This is a genomic window from Acinetobacter sp. ESBL14 (genome assembly GCF_036668815.1).
GTDB lineage: Bacteria > Pseudomonadota > Gammaproteobacteria > Pseudomonadales > Moraxellaceae > Acinetobacter > Acinetobacter gyllenbergii.
This window is the reverse complement of sequence record NZ_JAZEVS010000008.1, coordinates 61,944-86,495: the sequence shown is the minus strand read 5'-3', so window position 1 is coordinate 86,495 and position 24,552 is coordinate 61,944. Positions and strand designations below refer to the sequence as shown.

At 44.9% G+C, this 24,552-nt stretch carries 25 protein-coding genes; 23 read left to right on the top strand and 2 right to left on the bottom strand.

The genetic code is table 11. From position 1 onward, the window contains the following. Window positions 1-291 precede the first annotated feature (291 nt). From V6E90_RS19820 to V6E90_RS19750, 15 genes are all read left to right on the top strand, one after another. Complete coding sequence (locus V6E90_RS19820) at window positions 292-1,002, top strand: GntR family transcriptional regulator (RefSeq protein ID WP_005186499.1); 711 nt, start codon at window positions 292-294, stop codon at window positions 1,000-1,002. Beyond that, entirely contained in the window at window positions 995-1,879 is an 885-nt protein-coding gene (gene prpB, locus V6E90_RS19815) for a methylisocitrate lyase (RefSeq protein ID WP_016542523.1), read from the top strand. The genes V6E90_RS19820 and prpB overlap by 8 nt, the downstream gene beginning before the upstream one ends. Before the next feature lie 270 nt (window positions 1,880-2,149). Further along, complete coding sequence (prpC, locus tag V6E90_RS19810; protein ID WP_005200876.1) at window positions 2,150-3,307, top strand: bifunctional 2-methylcitrate synthase/citrate synthase; 1,158 nt, start codon at window positions 2,150-2,152, stop codon at window positions 3,305-3,307. Next, the gene (gene acnD, locus V6E90_RS19805; protein ID WP_332606266.1) at window positions 3,307-5,925 is read left to right on the top strand and encodes a Fe/S-dependent 2-methylisocitrate dehydratase AcnD; all 2,619 of its coding nucleotides are present in this window, start codon (window positions 3,307-3,309) and stop codon (window positions 5,923-5,925) included. The genes prpC and acnD overlap by 1 nt, the downstream gene beginning before the upstream one ends. A gap of 227 nt (window positions 5,926-6,152) precedes the next feature. Continuing rightward, window positions 6,153-6,383, top strand: coding sequence for an antitoxin (locus V6E90_RS19800; protein ID WP_332606265.1), 231 nt, complete (start codon window positions 6,153-6,155; stop codon window positions 6,381-6,383). After that, complete coding sequence (gene vapC, locus V6E90_RS19795) at window positions 6,383-6,802, top strand: type II toxin-antitoxin system tRNA(fMet)-specific endonuclease VapC (protein WP_332606264.1); 420 nt, start codon at window positions 6,383-6,385, stop codon at window positions 6,800-6,802. The genes V6E90_RS19800 and vapC overlap by 1 nt, the downstream gene beginning before the upstream one ends. 130 nt (window positions 6,803-6,932) lie before the next feature. After that, window positions 6,933-7,076, top strand: a complete 144-nt coding sequence (locus tag V6E90_RS19790; protein WP_004637424.1) for a zinc ribbon-containing protein — start codon at window positions 6,933-6,935, stop codon at window positions 7,074-7,076. 127 nt (window positions 7,077-7,203) lie between these two features. Beyond that, window positions 7,204-7,779, top strand: a complete 576-nt coding sequence (locus V6E90_RS19785) for a DUF4126 domain-containing protein (RefSeq protein ID WP_332606263.1) — start codon at window positions 7,204-7,206, stop codon at window positions 7,777-7,779. A 42-nt stretch (window positions 7,780-7,821) separates the two neighbouring features. Next, the gene (locus V6E90_RS19780; RefSeq protein WP_332606262.1) at window positions 7,822-8,523 is read left to right on the top strand and encodes a hypothetical protein; all 702 of its coding nucleotides are present in this window, start codon (window positions 7,822-7,824) and stop codon (window positions 8,521-8,523) included. Between the two features lie 123 nt (window positions 8,524-8,646). After that, window positions 8,647-9,348, top strand: coding sequence for a hypothetical protein (locus V6E90_RS19775; protein ID WP_332606261.1), 702 nt, complete (start codon window positions 8,647-8,649; stop codon window positions 9,346-9,348). A gap of 72 nt (window positions 9,349-9,420) precedes the next feature. Further along, window positions 9,421-10,308 (top strand): DMT family transporter, encoded by an 888-nt coding sequence (locus V6E90_RS19770; RefSeq protein WP_332606260.1) that lies wholly within the window; start codon window positions 9,421-9,423, stop codon window positions 10,306-10,308. A gap of 570 nt (window positions 10,309-10,878) precedes the next feature. Next, entirely contained in the window at window positions 10,879-11,331 is a 453-nt protein-coding gene (locus V6E90_RS19765) for a hypothetical protein (RefSeq protein WP_332606259.1), read from the top strand. 96 nt (window positions 11,332-11,427) lie between these two features. Beyond that, window positions 11,428-12,093 (top strand): RluA family pseudouridine synthase, encoded by a 666-nt coding sequence (locus V6E90_RS19760; RefSeq protein WP_332606258.1) that lies wholly within the window; start codon window positions 11,428-11,430, stop codon window positions 12,091-12,093. Between the two features lie 23 nt (window positions 12,094-12,116). After that, window positions 12,117-12,590: a GNAT family N-acetyltransferase gene (locus tag V6E90_RS19755; RefSeq protein ID WP_262757996.1), complete on the top strand. Its 474-nt coding sequence runs from the start codon at window positions 12,117-12,119 to the stop codon at window positions 12,588-12,590. A 127-nt stretch (window positions 12,591-12,717) separates the two neighbouring features. Then, window positions 12,718-13,083 (top strand): ribonuclease E inhibitor RraB, encoded by a 366-nt coding sequence (locus V6E90_RS19750; protein WP_016542535.1) that lies wholly within the window; start codon window positions 12,718-12,720, stop codon window positions 13,081-13,083. A 63-nt stretch (window positions 13,084-13,146) separates the two neighbouring features. Here V6E90_RS19750 and V6E90_RS19745 read toward each other — a convergent pair whose 3' ends face one another. Continuing rightward, entirely contained in the window at window positions 13,147-13,614 is a 468-nt protein-coding gene (locus V6E90_RS19745) for an Lrp/AsnC ligand binding domain-containing protein (RefSeq protein WP_004773316.1), read from the bottom strand. A gap of 139 nt (window positions 13,615-13,753) precedes the next feature. Between V6E90_RS19745 and V6E90_RS19740 the strand changes: the two genes are divergently transcribed. The 4 genes from V6E90_RS19740 (at window position 13,754) to V6E90_RS19725 (ending at window position 18,133) form a co-directional block, all read left to right on the top strand. Next, window positions 13,754-15,010: a D-amino acid dehydrogenase gene (locus V6E90_RS19740; protein WP_016542536.1), complete on the top strand. Its 1,257-nt coding sequence runs from the start codon at window positions 13,754-13,756 to the stop codon at window positions 15,008-15,010. A 23-nt stretch (window positions 15,011-15,033) separates the two neighbouring features. After that, window positions 15,034-16,137: an alanine racemase gene (gene alr / locus V6E90_RS19735; RefSeq protein ID WP_332606257.1), complete on the top strand. Its 1,104-nt coding sequence runs from the start codon at window positions 15,034-15,036 to the stop codon at window positions 16,135-16,137. A gap of 9 nt (window positions 16,138-16,146) precedes the next feature. Next, complete coding sequence (locus V6E90_RS19730; RefSeq protein WP_332606256.1) at window positions 16,147-16,506, top strand: RidA family protein; 360 nt, start codon at window positions 16,147-16,149, stop codon at window positions 16,504-16,506. A 190-nt stretch (window positions 16,507-16,696) separates the two neighbouring features. Continuing rightward, window positions 16,697-18,133 carry an amino acid permease gene (locus V6E90_RS19725; RefSeq protein WP_016542539.1) on the top strand — a complete coding sequence of 479 codons (1,437 nt, stop codon included), beginning with the start codon at window positions 16,697-16,699 and terminating at the stop codon, window positions 18,131-18,133. Between the two features lie 65 nt (window positions 18,134-18,198). On the opposite strand, the gene V6E90_RS19720 is transcribed toward V6E90_RS19725, so the two are convergent. Beyond that, window positions 18,199-19,080 carry a LysR family transcriptional regulator gene (locus tag V6E90_RS19720; RefSeq protein WP_332606255.1) on the bottom strand — a complete coding sequence of 294 codons (882 nt, stop codon included), beginning with the start codon at window positions 19,078-19,080 and terminating at the stop codon, window positions 18,199-18,201. 165 nt (window positions 19,081-19,245) lie between these two features. On the opposite strand from V6E90_RS19720, the gene V6E90_RS19715 reads away from it, so the two are divergent. The 4 genes from V6E90_RS19715 to V6E90_RS19700 all read left to right on the top strand — a co-directional run bounded on the left by V6E90_RS19715 (window position 19,246) and on the right by V6E90_RS19700 (window position 24,534). Further along, window positions 19,246-20,763, top strand: a complete 1,518-nt coding sequence (locus tag V6E90_RS19715) for a CoA-acylating methylmalonate-semialdehyde dehydrogenase (protein ID WP_332606254.1) — start codon at window positions 19,246-19,248, stop codon at window positions 20,761-20,763. 11 nt (window positions 20,764-20,774) lie between these two features. After that, window positions 20,775-21,665 carry a 3-hydroxyisobutyrate dehydrogenase gene (gene mmsB, locus V6E90_RS19710; protein ID WP_016542542.1) on the top strand — a complete coding sequence of 297 codons (891 nt, stop codon included), beginning with the start codon at window positions 20,775-20,777 and terminating at the stop codon, window positions 21,663-21,665. A gap of 81 nt (window positions 21,666-21,746) precedes the next feature. After that, window positions 21,747-23,396, top strand: a complete 1,650-nt coding sequence (locus V6E90_RS19705; RefSeq protein WP_332606253.1) for an AMP-binding protein — start codon at window positions 21,747-21,749, stop codon at window positions 23,394-23,396. A gap of 10 nt (window positions 23,397-23,406) precedes the next feature. Further along, window positions 23,407-24,534, top strand: a complete 1,128-nt coding sequence (locus V6E90_RS19700) for an acyl-CoA dehydrogenase family protein (protein WP_332606252.1) — start codon at window positions 23,407-23,409, stop codon at window positions 24,532-24,534. The last annotated feature ends 18 nt before the right edge of the window (window positions 24,535-24,552 follow it).

Genomic DNA, 24,552 nt, shown 5'->3' with positions numbered 1-24,552 from the left:
GCTGATTATAAAGATTGTCTACAATCAAGCTGTCATACCATGGTCGTAGTATTAAAACTATAAGGCTGCCCAATAGACCAAAGCGCAGGGCTGAATAATGAGTTTGAATATTGTTAATTTATTGTTTTTTATATTTTTATATAAGATTTTTGCAAGTGTGTTGATCAGCAAGTTGGTTATATCTCGCTAGTCGAATTGGCAGCACCAGTCAGATTTATTGTCGACAATCCTATTGCATTTTTTCTTTTATCTGGTTATAAAATCATAAAAATTGTAGAGATTGTCGACAATATGCAAGATACCCTTGTTCCTCAAGCCCTCAGCACCAGTCAGGGAATGACCCTGACGGAACACGTATTTAAGCAAATTCAGTCGGCAATTGTGTTAGGGCATATTCCTGCGGGCAGTAAGATTTCAGAACCTGAACTCGCGCGTATTTATGGCATCAGTCGCGGGCCTTTACGTGAGGCGATTCATCGTCTAGAAGGGCAGAAACTGGTGGAGCGGACTGCGCATGTCGGTGCCCGTGTGGTGTCACTGTCACTGCAACAGTTTCAAGAACTCTATCAAATTCGTGCCTCTTTAGAAGGCTTAGCCTGCAAACTCGCAGCACAGCATATTGATAAAAAACAGATTCTGGCCTTGCGTGATGTATTGCGTATGCATGCCGAGGATGAAAACTTTAAAGCAGGCAAGGGTTACTATCTGCAAGAAGGTCAGGATGATTTCCATTACTGCATTATCAAAAGCAGTGGCAATAAAACCTTAGAAAAAATGTTATGCGATGAGCTGTATCACCTCATCCGGATGTATCGAATCCAGTTTTCAAATACCCCAGATCGCCCAAGTAAAGCTTGGGATGAACATATCCGTATATTAGATGCGATTGCTGAAGGTGACGGTGAACTCGCCGAAATGCTGATGCACCGTCATATCAATGCATCTTACAAAATTGTTGAGCAAACATTGCTACAAAATCAAGGAGAACAACAACATGGCTAAACAGTCTGCTGGTCAGCTATTCCGCGACGCGGTCGCAAATGAAAAACCATTACAAGTGGTGGGGGCGATCAATGCCAACCATGCGTTATTGGCAAAACGCGCTGGCTACAAGGCGATCTATTTGTCAGGCGGTGGTGTGGCTGCTGGTTCTTTGGGTTTACCAGATTTGGGTATCAGTAACCTTGATGATGTATTGACCGATGTACGCCGTATTACCGATGTCTGTGATCTGCCATTGTTGGTCGATGTGGATACAGGTTTTGGTGCTTCTGCGTTTAATATCGCACGTACCACCAAGTCGATGATCAAGTTCGGTGCTGCTGCAATGCATATCGAAGACCAAGTCGGTGCTAAACGTTGTGGTCACCGTCCGAATAAAGCCATCGTAACCCAACAAGAAATGGTCGATCGTATTAAAGCCGCGGTCGATGCACGTACCGATGACAGCTTTGTGATCATGGCACGTACCGATGCGCTCGCGGTTGAAGGTTTACAAGCTGCGATTGACCGTGCAGGGGCGTATATCGAAGCAGGTGCAGACATGCTGTTCCCAGAAGCGATCACTGAATTGGCTATGTATAAGCAATTTGCGGAACTGACTAAAGTGCCCGTTTTAGCCAATATCACCGAATTTGGTTCAACGCCATTATTTACTACGGAAGAATTGGCTTCTGCCGATGTCAGCATTGCGCTCTATCCACTGTCTGCATTCCGTGCCATGAATAAAGCAGCAGAAAATGTTTATGAGACTTTGCGTAAAGAAGGCACGCAAAAGAATGTGGTCGATACCATGCAAACCCGCCAAGAACTGTATGAACGCATTAACTACCATGCGTTTGAACAATATCTTGATGGAACTTTTGCGAAGAATAAATAAGTAAACCCTTAATTCATAAGAATTTAGGTTGAAATTTGCTATGCAGAAAAGTCATCTGCAACCTGCGTGGTTTAAACAAGATATTGTTTCTGCGATAGATTGATTAAATGGTGTTATTGGACAGGTTTTGCAGATGACAATGGTTTTGCCTACTTTTCCCGAAAGAAAAGTAGGTCGAACCGAAGGTTTATCCTGAAACAGGATGAGAACTCGGCACGACTCCGTTGAGTTGCTCAAAAATAAATTAAATAGATAGAAAAGGACAATCTTATGAGCAGTAATGAAACGCCAACAGGCTTCAAACCAAAAAAATCAGTTGCACTCAGCGGACAAGTTGCAGGCAACACTGCACTCTGTACCGTAGGCCGCAGCGGCAACGACTTACACTACCGCGGCTATGACATTCTTGACCTTGCAGTGGGTAGCCAATTTGAAGAAGTGGCACACCTTCTGGTACACGGCAAACTTCCAAACAAAGCCGAACTCAAAGCCTATAAAGCAAAATTAAAAGCACTCCGTGGTTTACCCGCAGCATTGAAAACTGCACTTGAGCAACTGCCACCATCTGCACACCCAATGGATGTGATGCGTACTGGCGTCTCTGTATTGGGTTGCTTAACCCCAGAACATGAAGACCACAACGAAGCGGGCGCAAAAGACATCGCTGATAAATTGATGGCAAGCTTGGGTTCAATGTTGTTGTACTGGTATCACTTCAGCAACAACGGTCGTCGTATCGAAGTTGAAACCAATGATGACTCGATTGCTGCACATTTCTTGCATCTCCTTCATGGTGAAGCGCCATCAGAAGAATGGATTCAAGCGATGCACACTTCTTTGATTCTGTATGCAGAGCATGAGTTTAATGCCTCGACCTTTACGTCACGTGTGGTGGCAGGGACAGGTTCAGACATGTACTCAGCAATCACAGGCGGTATCGGTGCGTTACGTGGACCTAAACACGGTGGTGCCAATGAAGTGGCGTTCGTGATTCAACAACGTTATGACAATGCAGATGAAGCAGAAGCCGACATTCGTAGCCGTGTGGAGAAAAAAGAAGTGGTGATCGGTTTTGGTCACCCAGTTTATACCGTTTCTGATCCACGTAACGAAGTGATCAAGCAAGTGGCGCGTGAACTTGCTGAAGCACAAGAAAATACCAAGATGTATCTGATTGCTGAACGTTTAGAAGCCGTGATGAAAGAAGTGAAGAACATGTTCCCGAACCTCGACTGGTTCAGTGCGGTGAGCTATCACTTGATGGGTGTGCCAACGGCAATGTTCACGCCATTATTCGTGATTGCACGTACTGCGGGTTGGTCTGCACACGTGATTGAACAGCGTCAGGACGGTAAAATCATTCGTCCAAGTGCCAACTATACCGGTCCTGAAAATCTTGAATTCAAACCATTGGCGGAGCGTGGTTAATGAACACAAAATATCGTAAACCGCTGGCAGGTACCCAGCTCGAATATTATGACGTGCGTCAAGCCGTTGAAGATATTCAGCCAGGCGCATACGAAAAGCTGCCATACACCTCGAAAGTGCTCGCTGAACAGCTGGTGCGTAAAGCGGATGCCGAGAATTTAACGGCCTATTTAACCCAGTTGATCGAAGGCCGTCAGGATCTCGATTTTCCATGGTATCCAGCACGTGTGGTCTGTCACGACATTTTAGGTCAAACCGCATTGGTGGATCTTGCGGGTCTGCGTGATGCGATTGCCGATAAAGGTGGTGATCCTTCCAAAGTGAATCCTGTGGTTCCAACCCAGTTGATCGTGGATCACTCTTTGGCAGTGGAGTTCGGTGGCTTTGACCCTGATGCATTTGAGAAAAACCGTGCAATCGAAGACCGTCGCAACGAAGACCGTTTCCACTTTATTGAGTGGACCAAAACCGCTTTTAAAAATGTCGACGTGATCCCTGCGGGTAACGGCATCATGCATCAGATCAACTTGGAGAAAATGTCTCCAGTGATTCAAAATCGTGATGGCTTGGCTTTCCCTGATACCTGTGTTGGTACCGATTCACATACCCCACATACCGATGCGCTTGGCGTCATTTCAGTCGGTGTTGGTGGTTTAGAAGCTGAGAACGTGATGCTCGGCCGCGCGTCTTGGATGCGTCTGCCAGACATCATCGGGGTTGAGTTTGTCGGTCAGCGTCAAGCAGGCATTACTGCAACGGATATCGTGTTGGCATTGACTGAGTTCTTGCGTAAAGAACGTGTCGTCGGTGCTTACCTCGAGTTCTTCGGTGAAGGTGCTGACAGCATGTCGGTAGGCGACCGTGCCACCATCTCAAATATGACGCCTGAATATGGCGCAACTGCGGCAATGTTCTATATCGACCAGAACACCATTGACTATTTACGTCTGACCGGTCGTGAAGATGCGCAAGTGGCATTGGTTGAACAATATGCCAAAGTAATTGGTCTTTGGGCATCGGATATGACTCAAGCACAGTACCCACGTGTACTTCGTTTTGATCTTTCAACGGTGACTCGTAACATTGCAGGCCCATCAAACCCGCATGCACGTGTCTCTACCGCTGATTTGAAAGCCAAAGGCATTGCAGGGAATTTGGATCTTGCCAAGGCACAAGAAGCAGAAGGTTTAATTCCTGATGGTGCTGTGATTATTGCTGCAATTACCTCATGTACCAATACCTCTAACCCACGTAACACGGTTGCTGCTGGTTTATTGGCACGTAAGGCCAATGAGCTGGGCTTGGTACGTAAACCTTGGGTAAAATCATCATTTGCACCGGGTTCTAAGGCAGCTGCGCTGTATTTAGAAGAAGCAGGTGTGTTGGGTGATCTTGAGAAACTTGGTTTTGGTATCGTAGCCTATGCCTGTACCACCTGTAATGGGATGTCAGGCGCACTTGATCCTGTGATTCAACAAGAAATCATTGAGCGTGACTTGTATGCGACTGCCGTGCTTTCGGGCAACCGTAACTTCGATGGTCGTATCCATCCATATGCAAAACAAGCATTCTTGGCATCTCCGCCGTTGGTTGTAGCCTATGCGATTGCAGGAACCATTCGTTTTGATATCGAAACAGATTCGCTTGGAAATGACAAAGACGGTAATCCAATTTACCTGAAAGATATCTGGCCTTCGGATGCTGAAATTGATGCGCTTGTCAAAGAAGCCGTGAAGCCTGAACAGTTCCGTAAAATCTACATTCCGATGTTTGATTTGGGTGTCAATGAAGAAGCGGCGAGCCCACTGTATGATTGGCGTCCAATGAGTACTTATATTCGCCGTCCTCCATACTGGGAAGGGGCGTTGGCTGCACCACGTACTTTAGCCAACATGCGTCCGCTTGCGATCTTGGGTGACAATATCACCACGGATCACTTGTCTCCATCGAATGCGATTGTGTTAGACAGTGCTTCAGGTGAATATTTGGCGAAAATGGGTGTGCCTGAGGAAGACTTTAACTCTTATGCAACCCATCGTGGTGATCACTTAACCACACAACGTGCCACCTTTGCCAACCCGAAACTGTTTAATGAAATGGTGGTTCGTTCAGACGGCAGCATTAAGCAAGGTTCAAAAGCGCGTGTCGAGCCAGAAGGCGAAGTGATGCGTATGTGGGAAGCGATTGAAACCTACATGAACCGTAAGCAACCGTTGATCATTGTGGCGGGCGCGGATTATGGTCAGGGTTCAAGTCGTGACTGGGCAGCAAAAGGTGTACGTCTTGCAGGTGTTGAAGCGATTGTGGCCGAAGGTTTTGAGCGTATTCACCGTACTAACTTAGTGGGTATGGGCGTTTTACCGCTTGAGTTTAAGCCGGGCGTTAACCGCAAAACTTTGAAGCTAGATGGTACTGAGCTGTATAGCGTAATTGGTAATATTGCACCACGTTCGACCTTAACTTTGGTGATTGAACGTGCTACAGCAGATGGTAAGGAAGAGATTGTTGAAGTGCCTGTGACTTGCCGTTTAGATACAGAAGAAGAGGTTTCTGTGTATGAAGCGGGTGGGGTGTTACAGCGTTTTGCGCAAGACTTTTTAGAAGGTCAGGTGGCTTGATGCCTTAGCTAAAAAGCGATCAACAGTGTGATTAAAAGACTCTACTTTGCGTAGGGTCTTTTATTTTTATATAAAAGAAATCCGGCTTCATCTTTTTTATCTTGAATATGAATGATGTTAAGTATTTAGCTGTATTTGGCTTGATTTATTTTGATCAAATATTGTTGCTAAAATGATCAAATAGTATATATCATAAGGTATATATCAGAATAGTTGGAGTAGCAACAATGTCTACCGCAAAAGTTTTTATGACCGGTCGTAGTCAAGCGATTCGCTTACCGAAAGAGTTTCGATTTGAAGGTACAGAAGTTGAAATATTTCGCCGTGGCGATGAAGTAATCCTACGTGAAAAGCCAATGACCGCGGAACGCTTATTCAATGTATTGGCACAAATGCCAGATGATTTTTATGCAGAAGGAAGAGTGGATCAACCACCGCAAGAACGAGAAGAGTTTTAATGCAGACACAATATTTATTGGATACCAATATTTGTATCTATATCAGCAAACATCAGCCTGAAAATGTCCGTCAGCATTTTGAAAAGCATCTTCCCAATCGAAATATTTTAATCTCGGTGGTTACCTTAGGTGAACTACGTTTTGGCGCTGAAAAATGTCAAAGTAAAGAAAAAGCATTAAAAGTCATTGATGAGTTTACATCAATGATTCAAGTGGCTGAATTAGATGAAGATGTTGCGGATCATTATGCGCAAATACGTCAAGCGCTTTCTTCTCAAGGTCAGATCATTGGATCTAATGATTTATGGCTTGCAGCGCATGCCAGAGCAAATAATTGGGTGATGGTCACCAATAATGAAAAAGAGTTTTTACGTGTTGATGGACTGCGTGTGGAGAATTGGGTGTCAACTCCCTTATAACTCGTTTAAATTGTAAATAATCCTCAACCTTCACCTTTCCGCCATCACCATTCGTCGGAAAGGTCAATAAATAATCAAAACTATCACGCTATAGTATATGTACCATTTCTAAAATCTATGGAGAGCAAAGATGGTCACTGCTGGCGAAAAACCTGGAACAGGCTTCTATTTTTGTGTTCAATGCGGACACCGCACCTATTTAGAAATTGGTACTGATCGTTTACCTCCGTGTACCAAATGCCTTGGCAATCAATTCAACAGTAAGAATGCCTAAGCCGCAAAATACCAAACAGTTACCCACTGTTTGAATAAAAGCCCTATCCCTTGATAGGGCTTTTTGTTACCTTAAAAATAAGAGGTAAATAACAAGACCTGTCATAGGCATAGAAAGGTAATCCGTGATGGAAACAATTTTAGGACTCTGTATTGGCGTTGGACTCAGCGCAGCTTGTGGCTTTCGTGTCTTTGTGCCGCTATTGGCGATGAGTATTGCGACCCTCATGGACTGGTATCAACCTGCCCAAGGTTTTGAATGGCTGGCACTTCCATCAGTCTGTATGGCATTGGGTTTCGCCACAATCTGTGAAATCGCAGCCTACTATGTGCCGTGGGTAGATAACCTATTAGATACCATTGCTACACCTGCTGCTGTGGTGGCGGGGACACTGACCACGATGGCGGTCAGCAGTGGCGAAATGTCCCAGTTTGCCACTTGGGCAGCGGCATTGATTGTCGGTGGCGGAACCGCTGGTGTGGTGCAAATGAGTACGGTTGCAGCACGTGGTGTCTCGACAGCAACCACAGGTGGATTGGGGAATTTTGTGATCTCGACCGGTGAGTTGATTGGCTCGATCGTATTGTCGATTTTGGCTTTTATCATGCCTGTGCTAATTACCGTCTTGGTGATTGTTTTTATTATTGTTGCCGCACGCTGGATTCGTTCAAAAAAACAAGAGAAACTCAGCCATTCCATATAAATGCAATAAGTCTGATAACAACCTGAATGGTGACATAAAAAGATGATCAAGACGCAAGTGATTGCCGCATTATTCGTATTATCAGGCTTAGCGATACTGCCACAACTCAGCTTTGCTCAAGAACAACCGACAGCGGAAGAGCTTAAATTAGGCCAAGACCAAGTCACTTATCAAGCCTATATCCCTGCAAAATATCGTTTATTTAAAGCCATTGAAGGTGACTTGAATAAAGATGACATAAACGATGTCGTGCTGATGGTGAAAGCAACCGATCCCAAAGATTTTGTTGAACATGAGTACCGTGGTCGTATCGATATTAACCGCCGCGGCGTGATTGTATTGCTGAATGAAGAAGGCAAATACAAGCCGATTGTCAGTAACTTAAGTTGTTTTTACTCGGAAAATGAAGACGGAGGTGTTTATTTCGCCCCTGATATACGCGTAGAAATTAACAATAATGTGCTGAATGTACACTTTGCCCATGGACGCTATGGCTATTGGCGTTATCTATTTCGCATGGAAGGCAATGACCTTCGTCTGATTGGTTATGACAATTCAAGCAATCATGGGCCTTATATTGAAAGCCAAACCAGTATTAACTTTCTAACAGCAAAGAAAGTTATTCGTGACAATTTAAGTCAAGACTTTGAAAGTGAACCAAAATTTAAGGAAAGGTGGAGTAAAATTAATCCAGCCCCAATCTATCTATCGAAAATTAAAGAGTTTGATTATTTAAGTTTTTAAGAACGGGGCACAAGTTTGAAGATTGTTGCCGTAGGTTGAATTCGCGCAAAATGCCAAGAGAAATTCAGTCATTGTTTATAAAAGAAATAGCATCAATAACCACCTGAATGATGAGATAAAAAGATGATAAAGACCCAGCTCATTGCCGCCTTATTCGGCTTTTTAAGCCTATCTGCACTGCCGCAAGTCAGCTTTGCCCAAGAACAACCGACAGAGGAAGAAATTAAATTAGGTCAAGATAAAGTCACCTATCAAGCCTATATCCCTGCAAAATACCAACTCTTTAAAGCCATTGAAGGCGATCTGAATAAAGATGGCTTGAAGGATGTGGTGCTGATCGTCAAAGCCACCGATCCCAAAGCCTTGGTTGAACATGAATATTATGGACATTTAGACCGCAACCGCCGTGGCGTGATTGTATTGCTGAATGAAAAAGGCAAATACAAAGCTATTGTCAGCAATCTCAATTGTTTTAGCTCAGAAAATGAAGATGGCGGTGTCTATTTCCCACCCGAGCTATGGATGGAAATTAAAAATAATCTGCTGAGCGTTTATTATTCGCATGGACGTTATGGCTACTGGCGTTATCTATTTCGCTTGGAAGGCAATGATCTGCGCCTGATTGGTTATGATGATTCAAGCAATCATGGCCCGCTCATTCAAAGTGAAACCAGTATTAATTTTTTAACAGGCAAAAAGGTTTTTCGTGACAATTTAAGCCAAGACCCAGAAAAAGATCCACGGTTTAAAGAAACATGGAGCAAAATCAATCAAGTGCCGATTTATCTATCCAAGATAAAGGACTTTGATGATTTAAGTTTTTAAGCACTGGCGCCTATCGAAAAACCAGTCAGAACAGCGTAAATTAGCGGCACTTATAATATTGCGTTCAAGCTTATGATGATGACTTGGATTCTGTTCACGCTCATGGCTGCATTTATGCAGGCTTGGCGCAATGCATTTCAAAAACAACTCAGTACCAGCGTGGATGTTTATGGCACCACACTGGCTCGCTTTATCTTTTCACCCATCTTTGCCTTTAGTTATTTGGCTTTTCTCTATTGGCATCAACCGGTTACAGCATCGGTGCATTTTTCTGATAAATTCTGGCTGTATATTGTGATTGCAGGCATTAGTCAGATCTATGCCACTGCTCTAATGGTGAAACTGTTTCAACAAAAGAACTATGCTATTGGGGTGGGACTGGCTAAAAGTGAAGCGATCTTGGCAGCCTTGGTCGGTGTGCTGTTCTTACAGGAACATCTCAGCACATGGGGCTGGGTTGGGGTAGTGATTGGTGGACTTGCGGTATTTTTACTGAGCAAAGGCAAGCAACAGTCCGATCTGTCCTTTAAAACCTTGATGATTGGACTTGGGAGTGGCCTGTGTTTTGCGATTACCTCTTTATTGGTGCGCGAAGCCAGTTTAGAACTGAGCATGTTGCCATTCTTACATCGTGCGGCTTGGGTACTGTGCAGTCTGATCAGTTTTCAATGCATCGTACTGTTGGTCTATCTCGGATTTTTCAGCCGCCCGACATTGTTTAAAATGTGGCAACGTGTTGGCTTAACCTTAAGAGTGAGTATCTGTAGCTTTTTGGCGTCCGTTGGTTGGTTTAGCGCCATGAGTATGCAGACTGTGGCGATTGTGAAAACGCTGGGTCAGGTCGAAATTCTATTTAGTCTATTAATCTCAGCCTTCTTTTTTAAAGAAAAGCTCGCCAAAACTGATCATTTAGGCCTGTGGCTGGTGATTGTGGCAGCGATTATGGTGATTTGGGCATAAATCAAAAGTTCTTTTTGAAAAAATACACATGTAAATTTGGATTTATCGGAATTTAAATCGTGGTTCTTTGTTAGATATGGGAAATATTTTAACTTTTAGAATAGAGTGTGCAAAATTATTTCATTGATCACCAAAAAAAGCTGTTTTTAGGAAAACAATCCCACCGTGATCTGCCTAAACTATGTCTCAAGGGTGTGAAAGGGATCGAAAAGAGTAGCATGCACCGACGCTTATAAAGCAAGTGTGTACGAACCCAAAAGGTCTCGATTCGGCTTAGGACGCTATAGATCAAAAGTTTATAGGCAAAGGTTATGGCTTACAAAGTCATAGGTGTTGAAGTAAACAACCTCTGTTTTCCCTTGATACCCTAAAAAATTTAAGTAAATAGAAAAGAATAATCAGACCTAAATAATAAAAACTTGATCAATAAAACCAAAATTGAATGTGAAGTAAATCTTGAAATCCTTCAATTGTGAATATAAGTCGATATTTTTATATTAAAAAACAAGGTGATATAATTGTTTTTATATTAATAAATCAAAAAAATCACAGTAATAGGTCAGCACCCGCATGAATGAGTTCGAGCTTAAAATTCGCTATCCACATCAAATGAATCACAATGAAATCGATCATGTGGGCAGATTCGATTTGGCAACCATTTTAACCAAATTTGACGAGATGACATGGCGTCAGCAGTTGGTTCGTCAATTACAACTCAATGGTGCAGATACCCGTTTTATGGTGACGGATCATCGTACTGAACAGACCATTGCGATTACTCTGGATGCCTATGCCAAGTCACAACAGCTTGAATTTAAACTGGACAGTGATATTCCCGTCATCATTCCTAAAAAGGATCTGTTTGGTTTGATCACACGTAAAAGCAAAGACAGTATTTCGTTTAAACAACTCAGCCTTACCCGAGTCAAAGACTACTTGATTGCATTCTTAAATCGGGACATTGCTACATTAGAAGAGATTTATAAACAAGGTTTGGGCAAGGGCTTAAAAACGTCATCTTGATCGTGATGGCGATGAGGAAAATCAGCAGTTGCGAAAGCCGTTGACGCAACTATAATCACTCCCCATCCTGTACCCGATTGCATTTGTTCTGTTGCCATGGCTCTAAACGACAATTTTATTTATACCCCGCCACAAGATGCTTTAGAGATCGTCTATGAAGATGACGATTTGCTGGTGATCAATAAGCCTGCTGGGCTATTGTCTGTGATGGGGCGTTTACCTGAACATCAGGACAGTGCCTATTTACGGGTTTTAGAAAAATATCCTGCGGCCAAAGTCACGCATCGTCTGGATATGGCAACTTCGGGCTTACTCATGTTTGCCAAACATCGTGATGCAGAAGTGGCGATCAGTAAAATGTTTCAGGCGCGTACTGTCAAAAAATACTATGTGGCCTTGGTACAGGGACAGATTCAGCGCGAGGGTAGTGTGGAAGTCCCCCTGATCACCGATTGGGAAAACCGTCCGCGTCAGATGGTTCATTTTGAATTGGGTAAGCCTGCCAAGACCTTATTTCAACGGATGCACTATGATGCAGTAACGGATCAAAGTCGTGTTCGCTTAGAACCTGTCACAGGGCGTTCCCATCAACTGCGCGTGCATATGATGCATATCGGCCATCCAATTATGGGCGATAAGCTTTATCATCCTGAGCCCGCCAAATTCCATTTAAAACGCATGGCGCTGCATGCGGCTTATTTGGCATTCCAACATCCACTCAAGCTACATGCAGTTGAAATTCATTCTGAGGTAAGATTCTAAGACAACAATAAATAGGCAAGATCATGTATTCGATTCAACACGCTGGATGGACAGCACTCTCAGAGATACAGCAACGGCAATTAAAAGCGCTGTTATTAGAGGCTGATCCAAGTTGGCAGCAGATCTCAACCTATTTATTGCAGTCGAATCTGTTCTTTATATTGAATGATCAGGCGCAGCTCATTGCACAACTTTGTTTGTTCAAAATAGATGATCAAGCGGAAATTAAAAACCTAGCTGTAGATTCATGTTATCAAGGACAAGGTCTTGCCAAGGCTCTGATTCAATCTGCTATTGCAGAGAGTAAAGGTCAAAATATCCAAATTTTATGGGTCAAAACAGGCAATTCCAGTTTGGATCAATTGGCGCTTTATCAGAAATGTGGCTTTCGTTTGTCGCATATAGAGCCAGACGTATTTAGAGATTATCCAGAACCCATCTATGAACATGGCATTCGCTGTCTCGACCAAGTGGTCCTGCGTCTGGGATTAGATTGAATACAGGCTTCGTCTGTTATTCTTGTTTTTGACTACAATATTTATATTAATGCGTCTAAAAACTGACATAAAAATCGGTTAATCTATAGCCAAATATCAAGCCCAAAACACAACAAAGGATATTTCTATGACACGCGACTATGACCAATTCCCAGATAATGATAATGGCAATGTGCTGTGGCAGATGGTTGAGGATGGCAATGACCTGAGTGAGCCGCATGAAGTCGAATTTTCGATTGTTTTTGAGAAGCAGGAACAAGTTGAAAAATGTGCCTTGCATCTGTTACACCAAGAACAAAAAATTTCTTTTTTTCAGGAAGAAGTCCATTCAGACGGTTCAGATCTGTGGGTTCTGAATATCCATGTGAATATGATTTTGGAATATGAGGATATCGCAGACTTGGAAGAATGGATGACCAAGATCGCTCAAGAGTTCAATGGCGAGTATGATGGCTGGGGCTGTATGAGCTATATTTATGACGAAGATGAATAACCCTTGTTCTGTTGGATAAAAAAGCTCTGTTCAGAGCTTTTTTTATTGATTATCAATCAGAGTTTAAACGCCCATATCCAAATATAAAGACTCTTTGACTTCTTCCATCACCACATAGCTATGTGAAGAGGCTGAGGCAGGTAGTTTTTTTAATAAGTCACCTAACAGACGGCGATAGGCACTCATTTCTTTTAAGCGTGCTTTGACCAGATAATCAAACTCACCTGAAATCAAATGGCATTCCAGTACTTCGGGGATATCGACTAAATCTCGTGCCACCTGATCAAATACATCACCCGATTTGGCCGAGAGCTTGATCTCCAAAAACACCAACAAGTTGCGATCCACATATTCAGGATTGAGTCGGGCGTAATAGCCCATGATGATACCTTCACGTTCCAAACGTTTGACCCGTTCTGAGCAGGGGGTGGTAGACAGGTTGACCCGAGATGCCAACTCACTGATGGCAATCCGGCCTTCACGCTGCAAAATGTCTAAAATCAGGCGATCAATACGGTCTAATTTACGCATCATTTATTTCCTTTTATTTTCATTTTTTCGTGACGAAAATATGAAATTACCTAGATTATACCCATAAAATCAGTGAAAAAAACTATTGATCCAAAAATATACTAGTTAAATAACCTAGTGTGTGCTTGAGGGATCTATTATGCGCGTAATCGTTTTAGGAAGTGGCGTCATCGGTGTGGCAAGTGCCTATTATCTTGCACAACAAGGTGCGCAAGTGACGGTACTTGACCGTCAATCAGGACCTGCCAAAGAAACCAGTTTTGGTAATGCAGGTCAAATCTCCCCAGGATACTCAACCCCGTGGGCAGCACCGGGTATTCCATTCAAAGCCGTTAAGTGGATGTTCCAGCATCATGCGCCATTAGCCATCAATATTGATGGCAGTATGTGGCAGTTGCAGTGGATGGCACAGATGCTAAAAAACTGTAATCCACAAAGCTATGCAGTGAACAAAGAACGCATGATGCGTGTGGCAGAATACAGTCGTGACTGTTTACGTGATTTAAGAGCAGAAACCGGCATCAACTACGAAAACCGTTCAAAGGGCACCTTACAAGTGTTCCGTAGCGATGCACAACTTGAAGCGGTACAACGTGATATTCAAGTATTGCAAGAATGTGGTGTCGACTTCGCGTTATTGAATGCCCAAGAATTGGCGAGTGTAGAGCCGGCTTTGGCCCATACCGATAAACTGGTCGGTGGCTTACATTTACCCAATGACGAAACGGGTGATTGCTATTTATTTACCAATGCCTTGGCAAAGCTTGCGCAAGATTTGGGTGTGGAATTCAAATTCGATCAAAATGTCGAAAACCTGATTGTTGAAGGCGATGAAATCAAAGGCGTCAAGGTCAATGGTGAGGTTCTCACTGCGGATCGTTATGTCTTGGCCTTTGGCAGTTATTCGCGTGATTTCTTAAAACCATTGGAACTGAATTTACCAGTTTATCCAGTCAAAGGTTATTCACTGACGATTCCGATTGTAGAGCCAAAATTTGCACCACAATCTACGGTCTTGGATGAAACCTACAAAGTTGCGATTACCCGTTTTGATCAACGTATCCGTGTTGGTGGTATGGCAGAACTCAGTGGTTTTAATCTCGGATTGAATCAAGATCGCCGTGCCACCTTGGAAATGGTGACTCAGGACTTGTTCCCAGGTGGTGATCTCGCTCAGGCTTCATTCTGGACAGGCCTACGTCCAATGACCCCAGACAGCACGCCGATTATTGGTGCAACCCAGTACAAGAACCTGTTCCTGAATACGGGACACGGGACTTTAGGTTGGACCATGGCTTGTGGTTCAGGCAAATTGATCAGTGATCTGGTTATGAACCACCGTCCTGACATCAGTACCGATGGTTTGTCGATTCAACGTTATTCACACGCTGCTTAATTGCACAGACAAGGAAGTGAATTATGCCTCGTCCAATTACGGCGGTGATCCATGCCCAAGCCTTACGCCAAAATCTTGCGGTGGTAAGGCAAGCAATGCCAAACAGCAAAGTGTTTGCGGTGGTTAAAGCCAATGCTTATGGGCATGGCATTGAACGTGTTTATGCATCTTTTAAAAGCGCCGATGGTTTTGCCTTGCTCGATCTGGACGAAGCTAAACGTCTGCGGGCTTTGGGCTGGACAGGGCCGATTTTATTGCTGGAAGGGATTTTCTCTGCCCAAGACCTGTTTGATTGTGCTCAATACCAACTCAGTTTTACCGTGCACAATACGCAACAGGTGGCGTGGATACAGCAGCATGCTTATCCAGCCCAGTTCGATATTTTCCTCAAAATGAACAGTGGCATGAACCGTTTAGGGTTTAAACCACCGCAATATCGTGACATTTGGCAGCAGCTGAGCCAGTTGGACAACATTGCCAGCATCACCCATATGATGCATTTCTCCGATGCCGATGGTGACCGTTTTGGTGAAACAGGCATTGACTATCAACTGCAGCAGTTCGACGCCGCGATTGAAGGTTTGCCAGGGGAACGATCGGTCAGTAACAGTGCTGCAATCTTAAGATATCAAACCCAACTACAGTCGGACTATGTACGTGGCGGCATCATGCTGTACGGTAGTTCTCCCGATTATCCCAAGCATACGATTCAGGACTGGGGTCTTGCGCCAAGCATGAGCTTGCGCAGTGAGATTATTGCTGTGCAACAGCTCGATGCACAGGAAAGTGTTGGCTATGGTTCCAGCTATGTGGCCGAGCAACCGATCCGAATCGGGATTGTGGCCTGTGGCTATGCCGATGGTTATCAACGCATTTCAGCAACAGGCACCCCAGTTTTGGTCAATGGGATTCGTACCCAAATCATTGGACGGGTCAGCATGGATATGTTGGCGGTAGACCTCAGCCCGATCAGCGATGCCGATGTTGGCAGTGAAGTGGTGCTTTGGGGCCAGTCCAGTTCAGGCTCAGTTTTAGCCATTGATGAGGTGGCAGCAGGTTCAGGCACTATCGGTTATGAACTGATGTGTGGCGTGACTGCACGTGTTTCATTTATTACTCAGGAATAAGGATTTCTTATGTCTCATTCAGATATTCAAAAGCTCAATACCAATGAAGTCATGAGCGCAGTGACGGTCTTCAATCAAGTGGTGTATTTATCAGGTCAGGTGCCTAAAAATGTGGACCTAGATATTGAAGGGCAAACCCGTGAAATACTTGCAACCATCGAACAACTACTCGCTTCAGCAGGGACGGATAAATCACGTTTATTGTCTGCGCAATTATTTTTAAAAGATCTTTCAGACTTCCCTGTGGTCAATACCATTTGGATTGACTGGTTAAAAGGTCATGTTGCACCTTCGCGCGCGACTATTCAGGCAGACTTGGTCAATCCGAAGTGGTTGATCGAAATTGCAGTCGTTGCAGCACAAAAATAAAGCGATCCGCTTTATTTTTGTTTAAAAAATATAAAAAAAGAAGAAAAGTAACGTATTTGCAGTAGATAAAACGTAGTCAGATACGTATTTTCTTGCAATCGAAATGAGTCAGCCGTCTTTAAAAGACAGCTAGGGTATGGCGTATAAATCAAGGCTGACTCATTTAGGAAAAAAGTAAAAGGAACTTTATATGACGGTTACATCTCAACAGTCAGAAGGCGAACAGTCGCCCCAAGACTTACAACGTAAACTCTCCAATCGCCATTTGCAGTTAATCGCCATTGGCGGTGCAATTGGTACGGGCCTATTCATGGGCTCAGGCAAAACCATCTCTTTGGCAGGCCCATCGATTTTGTTTATTTACATGATCATTGGTGGCATGTTTTTCTTTTTAATGCGTGCACTGGGTGAGTTATTACTTGCCAACCTGCATTACAAATCCTTTGTCGATATGGCGCATGATCTGATTGGACCATGGGCAGGTTATTACATGGGCTGGACCTATTGGTTGGGTTGGGTGCTGGTCGGGATTGCCGATCTGGCCGCCGTAATCAATTATCTCACCTTTTGGTTGCCCGAAGGCACCATGTTTACTCCAATTGGACAGGCCGCCATTAGTGCAGGCTGTGTATTGTTTGTGCTGTTCTTAAACCTGCTCACCGTGCGCCTATTTGGTGAAATTGAATTCTGGTTTGCCCTGATCAAGATTTTAGCGATTATCGGTTTGATTGGTGTTGGTGGTTATATGATCTTTAGCCATTTCCATGCACCGCATGGTGCTGTCGCTTCGCTCAGTAATGTTTGGTCGCATGGTGGTATGTTTCCAAAAGGTTTGGATGGCTTCTTGGCTGGTTTTCAGATCGCAGTCTTTGCCTTTGTCGGTGTGGAATTGATAGGAACTACCGCTGCTGAAACCAAAGATCCGCATAAGAATTTACCCAAGGCCATTAATGCGATTCCGATTCGGATTATTTTGTTCTATGTGTTGGCCTTGTTGGTGGTGATGTCAGTGACACCTTGGAACATTATCCGTGCCGATAAGAGTCCATTTGTGGAGTTGTTCCTGAATGCAGGGATTGTCACCTCGGCCATCATCATGAATTTGGTTGTCCTGTCTTCGGTGATGTCTTCTATGAACAGTGGTGTGTTCTCCACCAGTCGGATGCTGTTTGGTTTATCTAAAGATGGTCAGGCACCCAATGCCTTTGGGCGTTTATCCAAAAGTGCCGTGCCTGCCAATGGTCTGATCTTCTCGTGTGTGTTCATTATGGGCGGGGCGGTGTTGCAATACTTTGTGCCGAATACCCTTGAGGCTTTCACTTTGGCGAGTTCACTGTGTGTGATTCTATTCATTAGTGTCTGGAGTCTGATCATGGTGTGTTATCTGCGCTACCGAAAATTACGTCCAGAACTGCATGCACAATCCAAGTTCAAAATGCCGGGTGGTGTATTCATGTCTTATATCGTGATTGCTTTCTTGTTATTTGCTTTGGTGATTTTGGCACTTGAACCAGATACCTTAAAAGCACTGTATGTTAGCCCATTGTGGGTGGTTATTTTGGCAGTGACCTACCAGCTGATGTATAAACCCCGCATGAAAAAATTGGGGCGTGAATTGACCCAATAGCCTATGCTGATAGGAGTAAAAAACCGATCTCCATTGATCGGTTTTTTATGGTCTAGCGATTGTGTTTAATCCACCAATAAGTGCTGATATTGATCGGCCTGTTTACGTAGATAATCCCAGACCAGTTTAATACGGGGTTCATGTTGCAAATCGACAAAGGTCAGCATCCAAAAGGTATGGGTATAGCGCACCTGTTGCTCCAATACAGCTTCAAGCTCGGGTTTATCATCGGCCAAAAACTTGGGCAAAATGGCCAATCCTGCACCTGCACTTACGGCAATTTGTTGGGCTAAAATACTACTGCTGCGGAAGTTGGCATTCAGTTTCAAAGGTAAACGTTCCAGACAATATAGCTCAGGGCTATACACAAGATCATCAATATAATTAACAAAACGATGTGGGGTTAAATCCTGCAAATGCCGAATTTGTGGATGCTGAGACAGATAGCTTTTGCTGCCGTAAATTTTTAAACAATAGTCGGACAAGCGCGTGATGATATAGGGCCCTGAAGTTGGGCGCTCAATTGAAACCACAATATCGGCTTCACGATGCGACAGTTTGATCATTTTCGGCACGGGAATCAGGTCAATGGTCAGCGAGGGATATTGAATGGAAAACTCCGCTAACAAGCGTGCCAGAAAGGCAGTACCAAAACCTTCAGGTGTGCCAATTCGCACACGGCCTTGCAAAGGTTGGTCGGGCTTTTCAATTTGCAGAAAGGCATATTCCATTTGCTCAACCCGTGGCACTAACGCCATGCCTTCCAGCGTCAGCTCATAACCCGAGGCCTCACGTTTAAATAAGGTCACCCCTAAAGCTTGCTCCAACGCCTGAATCCGTCGAGCCACAGTACTGTGTTCTACGCCAATGATCCGTGCCGCATTGGTCAAGGTTTTGGTACGTGCCAGTACTAAAAAAAACTGTAGATGATCCCAATCCACTTTCATTGTTATGGTCTTCCTTGTGCATATTTGCACAACGATCGTGCATTAATTTGCGTTGGTGGTCAAAGCTTTCTTTGCTAGTCTCGAATAAAACCTGAATAAAGAAAATACGACGATCTATATTTTCTGAATACTGAACACAATAAAAATACGGCCTATGGAGAGGTTATGAACACAATCCAAAATATTCAATTGGAAACAGCCAAGTTACTCATTAATGGCAGTTTTATCGAATCTGAAACCCAACAATGGCAAGACATTATTAATCCTGCTACACAGGAGGTGATTGGTCGTGTGCCATTTGCGACGGTGCAGGAAGTCGATGCGGCAATTCAGTCTGCACAAGCAGCATTTGCTTCTTGGCGTCAAACCCCGATTCAGGCACGTATGCGTATCATGCTGAAGCTGCAAGACCTGATTCGTGCCAATATGAAAGCAATTGCACAGGTGCTGACGGCTGAACAAGGCAAGACTTTGGCCGATGCGGAAGGTGATATTCAACGTGGCCTGGAAGTGGTTGAGCATGCCTGTTCGGTTGGTACCTTGCAAATGGGTGAATATGTTGAAGGGGTGGCGCGTGGCGTCGATACTTATACCGTACAGCAACCTTTGGGCGTTTGTGCAGGGATTACCCCATTTAATTTCCCAGCCATGATTCCGCTCTGGATGTTCCCGATGGCGATCGTCTGTGGCAATACCTTTGTGTTGAAGCCTTCTGAACAAGATCCGCTTTCGACCATGATGTTGGTGGAACTCGCGATTCAGGCCGGTATTCCAGCAGGGGTACTCAATGTGGTGCATGGCGGTAAAGAAGTGGTTGATCGCTTGTGTACGCATTCTGATATTAAAGCGATTTCCTTTGTCGGTTCGACCGCAGTGGGCACCCATGTCTATAACCTTGCAGGGCAACATGGCAAACGTGTGCAATCGATGATGGGCGCGAAAAACCATGTGGCGGTAATGCCCGATGCCAATAAAGAACAAACCTTAAATGCTTTAGTCGGTGCGGCATTTGGTGCAGCAGGGCAACGTTGTATGGCGTTGTCGGTCGCCGTGATGGTTGGTGAAAGTAAACACTGGATTCCCGAGTTGGTTGAAAAAGCCAAAACTTTAACCGTGAATGCAGGCCATGAACCAAATACCGATATTGGCCCTGTGATTTCAAAACGTGCCAAAGCCCGTGTACTGGATTTGATCAATAGCGGGGTCGAGCAGGGTGCAGAACTATTGCTGGATGGTCGTGATGTTCAGGTGTTGGGTTATGAGGACGGCAATTTTGTCGGTGCGACCATCTTTAGTGGTGTAAGCACGGATATGCGGATTTATAAAGAAGAAATCTTTGGACCTGTACTGGCGATTATTTGTGTTGATACGCTTGAAGAAGCGATTACCCTGATCAATGCCAATCCATTTGGTAATGGTGTCGGTTTATTTACGCAAAGTGGTGCGATTGCGCGTACTTTCCAGAACCTGATTGATATCGGCCAAGTTGGTATCAATATTCCAATTCCTGTGCCTGTACCGTTCTTTAGCTTTACCGGTTCACGTGGTTCTAAACTGGGTGATTTGGGCCCTTATGGTAAACAGGCGGTGCAGTTCTATACCCAAACCAAAACCATTACCAGCCGCTGGTTTGAAGACAGTCACGAAGTGGGCGGTGTCAACACCACCATCAATTTACGTTAAGGGGATCACGGATGAATATCGCCTTTATCGGTCTAGGCAATATGGGTGGCAGAATGGCCCAAAATCTGCTTAAAGCCGGACTAACCGTCTATGGTTATGACCTCAGCGAAGTGGCCATTCAGCACTTTGCCGAGGCGGGTGGTGTAGTGTGCGACAGCCCTCAAGCGGCTGCCAAACAAGCCGATGTGCTGATCAGTATGTTACCTGCGGCCAAACATGTCAAAGAAGTCTATCTCGGTGAAAATGGCGTACTTGAAGTACTGAAAGCAGGCAGCTTATGTATCGATAGCAGTACCATTGACCCACAAACCATCAAGGACATTGCAGCGGTTGCCCAAAGTAAAAATATCCATATTTGCGATGCGCCTGTTTCAGGCGGCACCATTGGCGCACAAGCAGGGACTTTGACTTTTATGGTCGGTGCCAATGACCAGACTTTTGATGAAGTCAAACCTGTACTCAGTCACATGGGCAAAAACGTGGTGCATTGCGGCGAGGTGGGTGCAGGTCAAATTGCCAAAATCTGCAATAACCTGATTCTCGGAATTTCTATGGCTGCCGTAGCCGAAGGCATGGCGCTAGGGGCCAAACTGGGCATTGATCCAAAAGCCTTGGCTGGGGTGATTAACACCTCAAGTGGTCGTTGCTGGAGTTCGGAAGTCTGTAATCCATGGCCACAGATTAATGAAAATGCACCTGCTTCGCGTGGCTATCAAGATGGTTTTGCGACTCAGTTGATGTTGAAAGACTTGGGTCTTGCGGTAGAAGCGGCAGGGCAAGTCAAACAACCGATTGTATTGGGTGGGATGGTGCAGCAGCTGTATCAGCAAATGTGTATGCGGGGCAATGCGCATCTCGATTTTTCCAGCATTATTCAGCAATACCTGCCGCCAGAGGCATAACAGCTACAGCCAAAGGATGGCTTTTATCAAAAAATTAAACCCTGTCATGAATAACAATCAAAGCAGACTGAGGGAACACAGATGTTGAATTATAAAGAGACGGTACGGGCTTTTGATCTGCACAGTACAGCAACACAAATGCTGTCAGGTTCAGTCGATGCATTAAATGCCTGTTATGAATGTTGTGATCGCCATGTGCATGACGACAAGATCGCCTTGTATTGGCAAGGCAAAGATGGTCGAAAAGAACAATACACTTTTCGCCAGTTACAGCAATGGTCGAGCCAATTTGCCAATTTCTTAAAATCGCAGGGTGTAAAAGCAGGTGATCGTATTTCAGGATTACTGCCGAGAACACCTGAGCTGTTGGTGACGATTTTTGCGGCATGGCGGATTGGTGCGGTATATCAACCTTTGTTTACTGCTTTTGGCCCCAAGGCGATCGAGCATCGTCTGCAACTGGCCCAAAGTAAGCTGGTGGTGACGGATACGGGTAACCGCAGCAAACTCGATGAAGTTGAGCATTGTCCAGCGATTGTCACGGTTGCAGATCAGCAAGCCACACCGCTAAATCCAGAAGACTTTAATTTTTGGGATGAAGTACAGCAGCAACCTGAGCACTGTGACTTGGTCATGCGAACCCTGCAAGATCCATTTTTATTGATGTTTACGTCAGGGACCACAGGCCCCGCCAAACCATTAGAAGTGCCGTTAAAAGCCTTACTGGCCTTTGCGCGTTATATGCAAGATGCGGTTGGTTTAAGGGAGGAGGATTCATTCTGGAATATTGCCGATCCAGGATGGGCATATGGCCTGTACTTCGGTATTACTGGCCCCTTATTTTTGGGGCATGCCATCTTGTTCTATGACGGTGGTTTTAGTACCGACAGCCTGTGTCAGATTGTCAGGGATTATCAGATTACCAATCTGGCGGGAGCACCTACAGCGTACCGCATGATGATGGCAGCAGACCCTGCCCAGATGGCCGCGTTAAAAGGTCAGTTCCGCGTGGTCAGCAGTGCAGGTGAGCCATTGAATCCAGAAGTGATTCGCTGGTTTAAACAGGTGTTGGATGCACCGATTTATGATCATTATGGGCAAACTGAAGTGGGTATGGTGGTGTGTAATCATCATGGTTTAAGCCATGAGGTTCGTGTTGGTTCAGCAGGTTTTGCCAGTGCAGGTTATCGTGTTGCTGTGGTCAATGAACAGGGTGAAGAATTACCCGCAGATACGCCGGGAATTTTAGCCGTGGATATCAGCCAGTCACCGATGATGTGGTTTGGTGGCTACCATGAAACCCGTAAATCGCCTTTTATTGGTCAGTACTATTTGACGGGTGATACTGCCGAGTTGCATGCCGACGGCAGCATGAGTTTTGTCGGACGCAGTGATGATGTGATTACCACGTCGGGTTATCGGATTGGCCCCTTTGATGTGGAAAGTGCCTTGCTGGAACATGATGCCGTGGTTGAAGCGGCAGTGATCGGGGTGCCTGATCCAGAGCGGACCGAGGTGGTAAAAGCCTTTGTGATTTTATCAGCAGGGATTCAGCCCTTGGAACAACTGGCGGAAGAACTGAGCCAGTTTGTGAAAAAACGTCTGTCTGCCCATGCTTATCCACGCTTGGTCGAGTTCGTTACCGAACTACCAAAAACCCCAAGCGGTAAAATTCAGCGCTTTTTATTGCGCAATCAGGAAATTGCCAAACAGCAAGCGAAAGCAGTTTAAGGATGTCATGATGCAATTGACTGAAGAACAAGGTCTCATTCGAGATATGGCGAAAAGCTTCGCCCAAGAACAGATTAAACCGAATGCCAGTGACTGGGATCGACATGGTACTTTCCCAAAAGCAGCACTGGCACAGATGGGACAGCTTGGCTTTATGGGCATGCTGATTCCTGAACAATGGGGTGGTTCAGATACGGGCAATCTTGCTTATGTACTGGCGCTTGAGGAAGTGGCCGCAGCCGATGGTGCCACTTCAACCATCATGAGCGTGCATAACTCGGTGGGCTGTGTGCCGATTTTAAAATTTGGTACCGATGAACAGAAAGAACGCTTTTTAAAACCCTTGGCACAAGGTGAAATGATCGGTGCTTTTGCCCTGACTGAACCGCATACGGGTTCAGATGCGGCAGCGATTAAAACCCGTGCCGTCAAAGATGGCGATGACTATATTCTCAATGGTGCCAAGCAGTTTATTACCTCGGGTGATAATGCAGGCGTGATTATCGTATTTGCCGTGACTGATCCCAGTGCGGGCAAGAAGGGTATCAGTGCCTTCCTCGTGCCACGCGAGACACCGGGTTATGAGGTGATTCGAGTCGAAGAAAAACTGGGTTTACATGCCTCGGATACCTGTCAGATTGCCCTCACCGATGTGCGTATTCATAAAAGTCTGATGTTGGGTGCGGAAGGTGAGGGGCTGAAAATCGCCCTTGCCAATCTGGAAGGGGGACGTATCGGCATTGCGGCACAGGCGGTGGGTTTGGCACGTGCAGCATTGGAAGAAGCCACACACTATGCCAAAGAGCGTCTGACCTTTGGCAAACCAATTTTTGAGCATCAAGCACTGGCTTTCCGCCTTGCCAGTATGGCGACCGAGATCGAAGCGGCTCGACAACTGGTGCACTACGCTGCACGTCTTAAAGAAGCAGGGCAACCCTGTCTCAATGAAGCTTCCATGGCCAAGCTATTTGCTTCAGAAATGACCGAGCGCGTCTGCTCGGCTGCGTTACAGGTGTTTGGTGGCTATGGTTATCTGAAAGATTTTCCGATTGAACGCATCTATCGTGATGCGCGGATTTGTCAGATTTATGAAGGCACCAGTGATATTCAACGTTTAGTGATCGCACGTAGCTTATAACCACATAACAAGGAATTT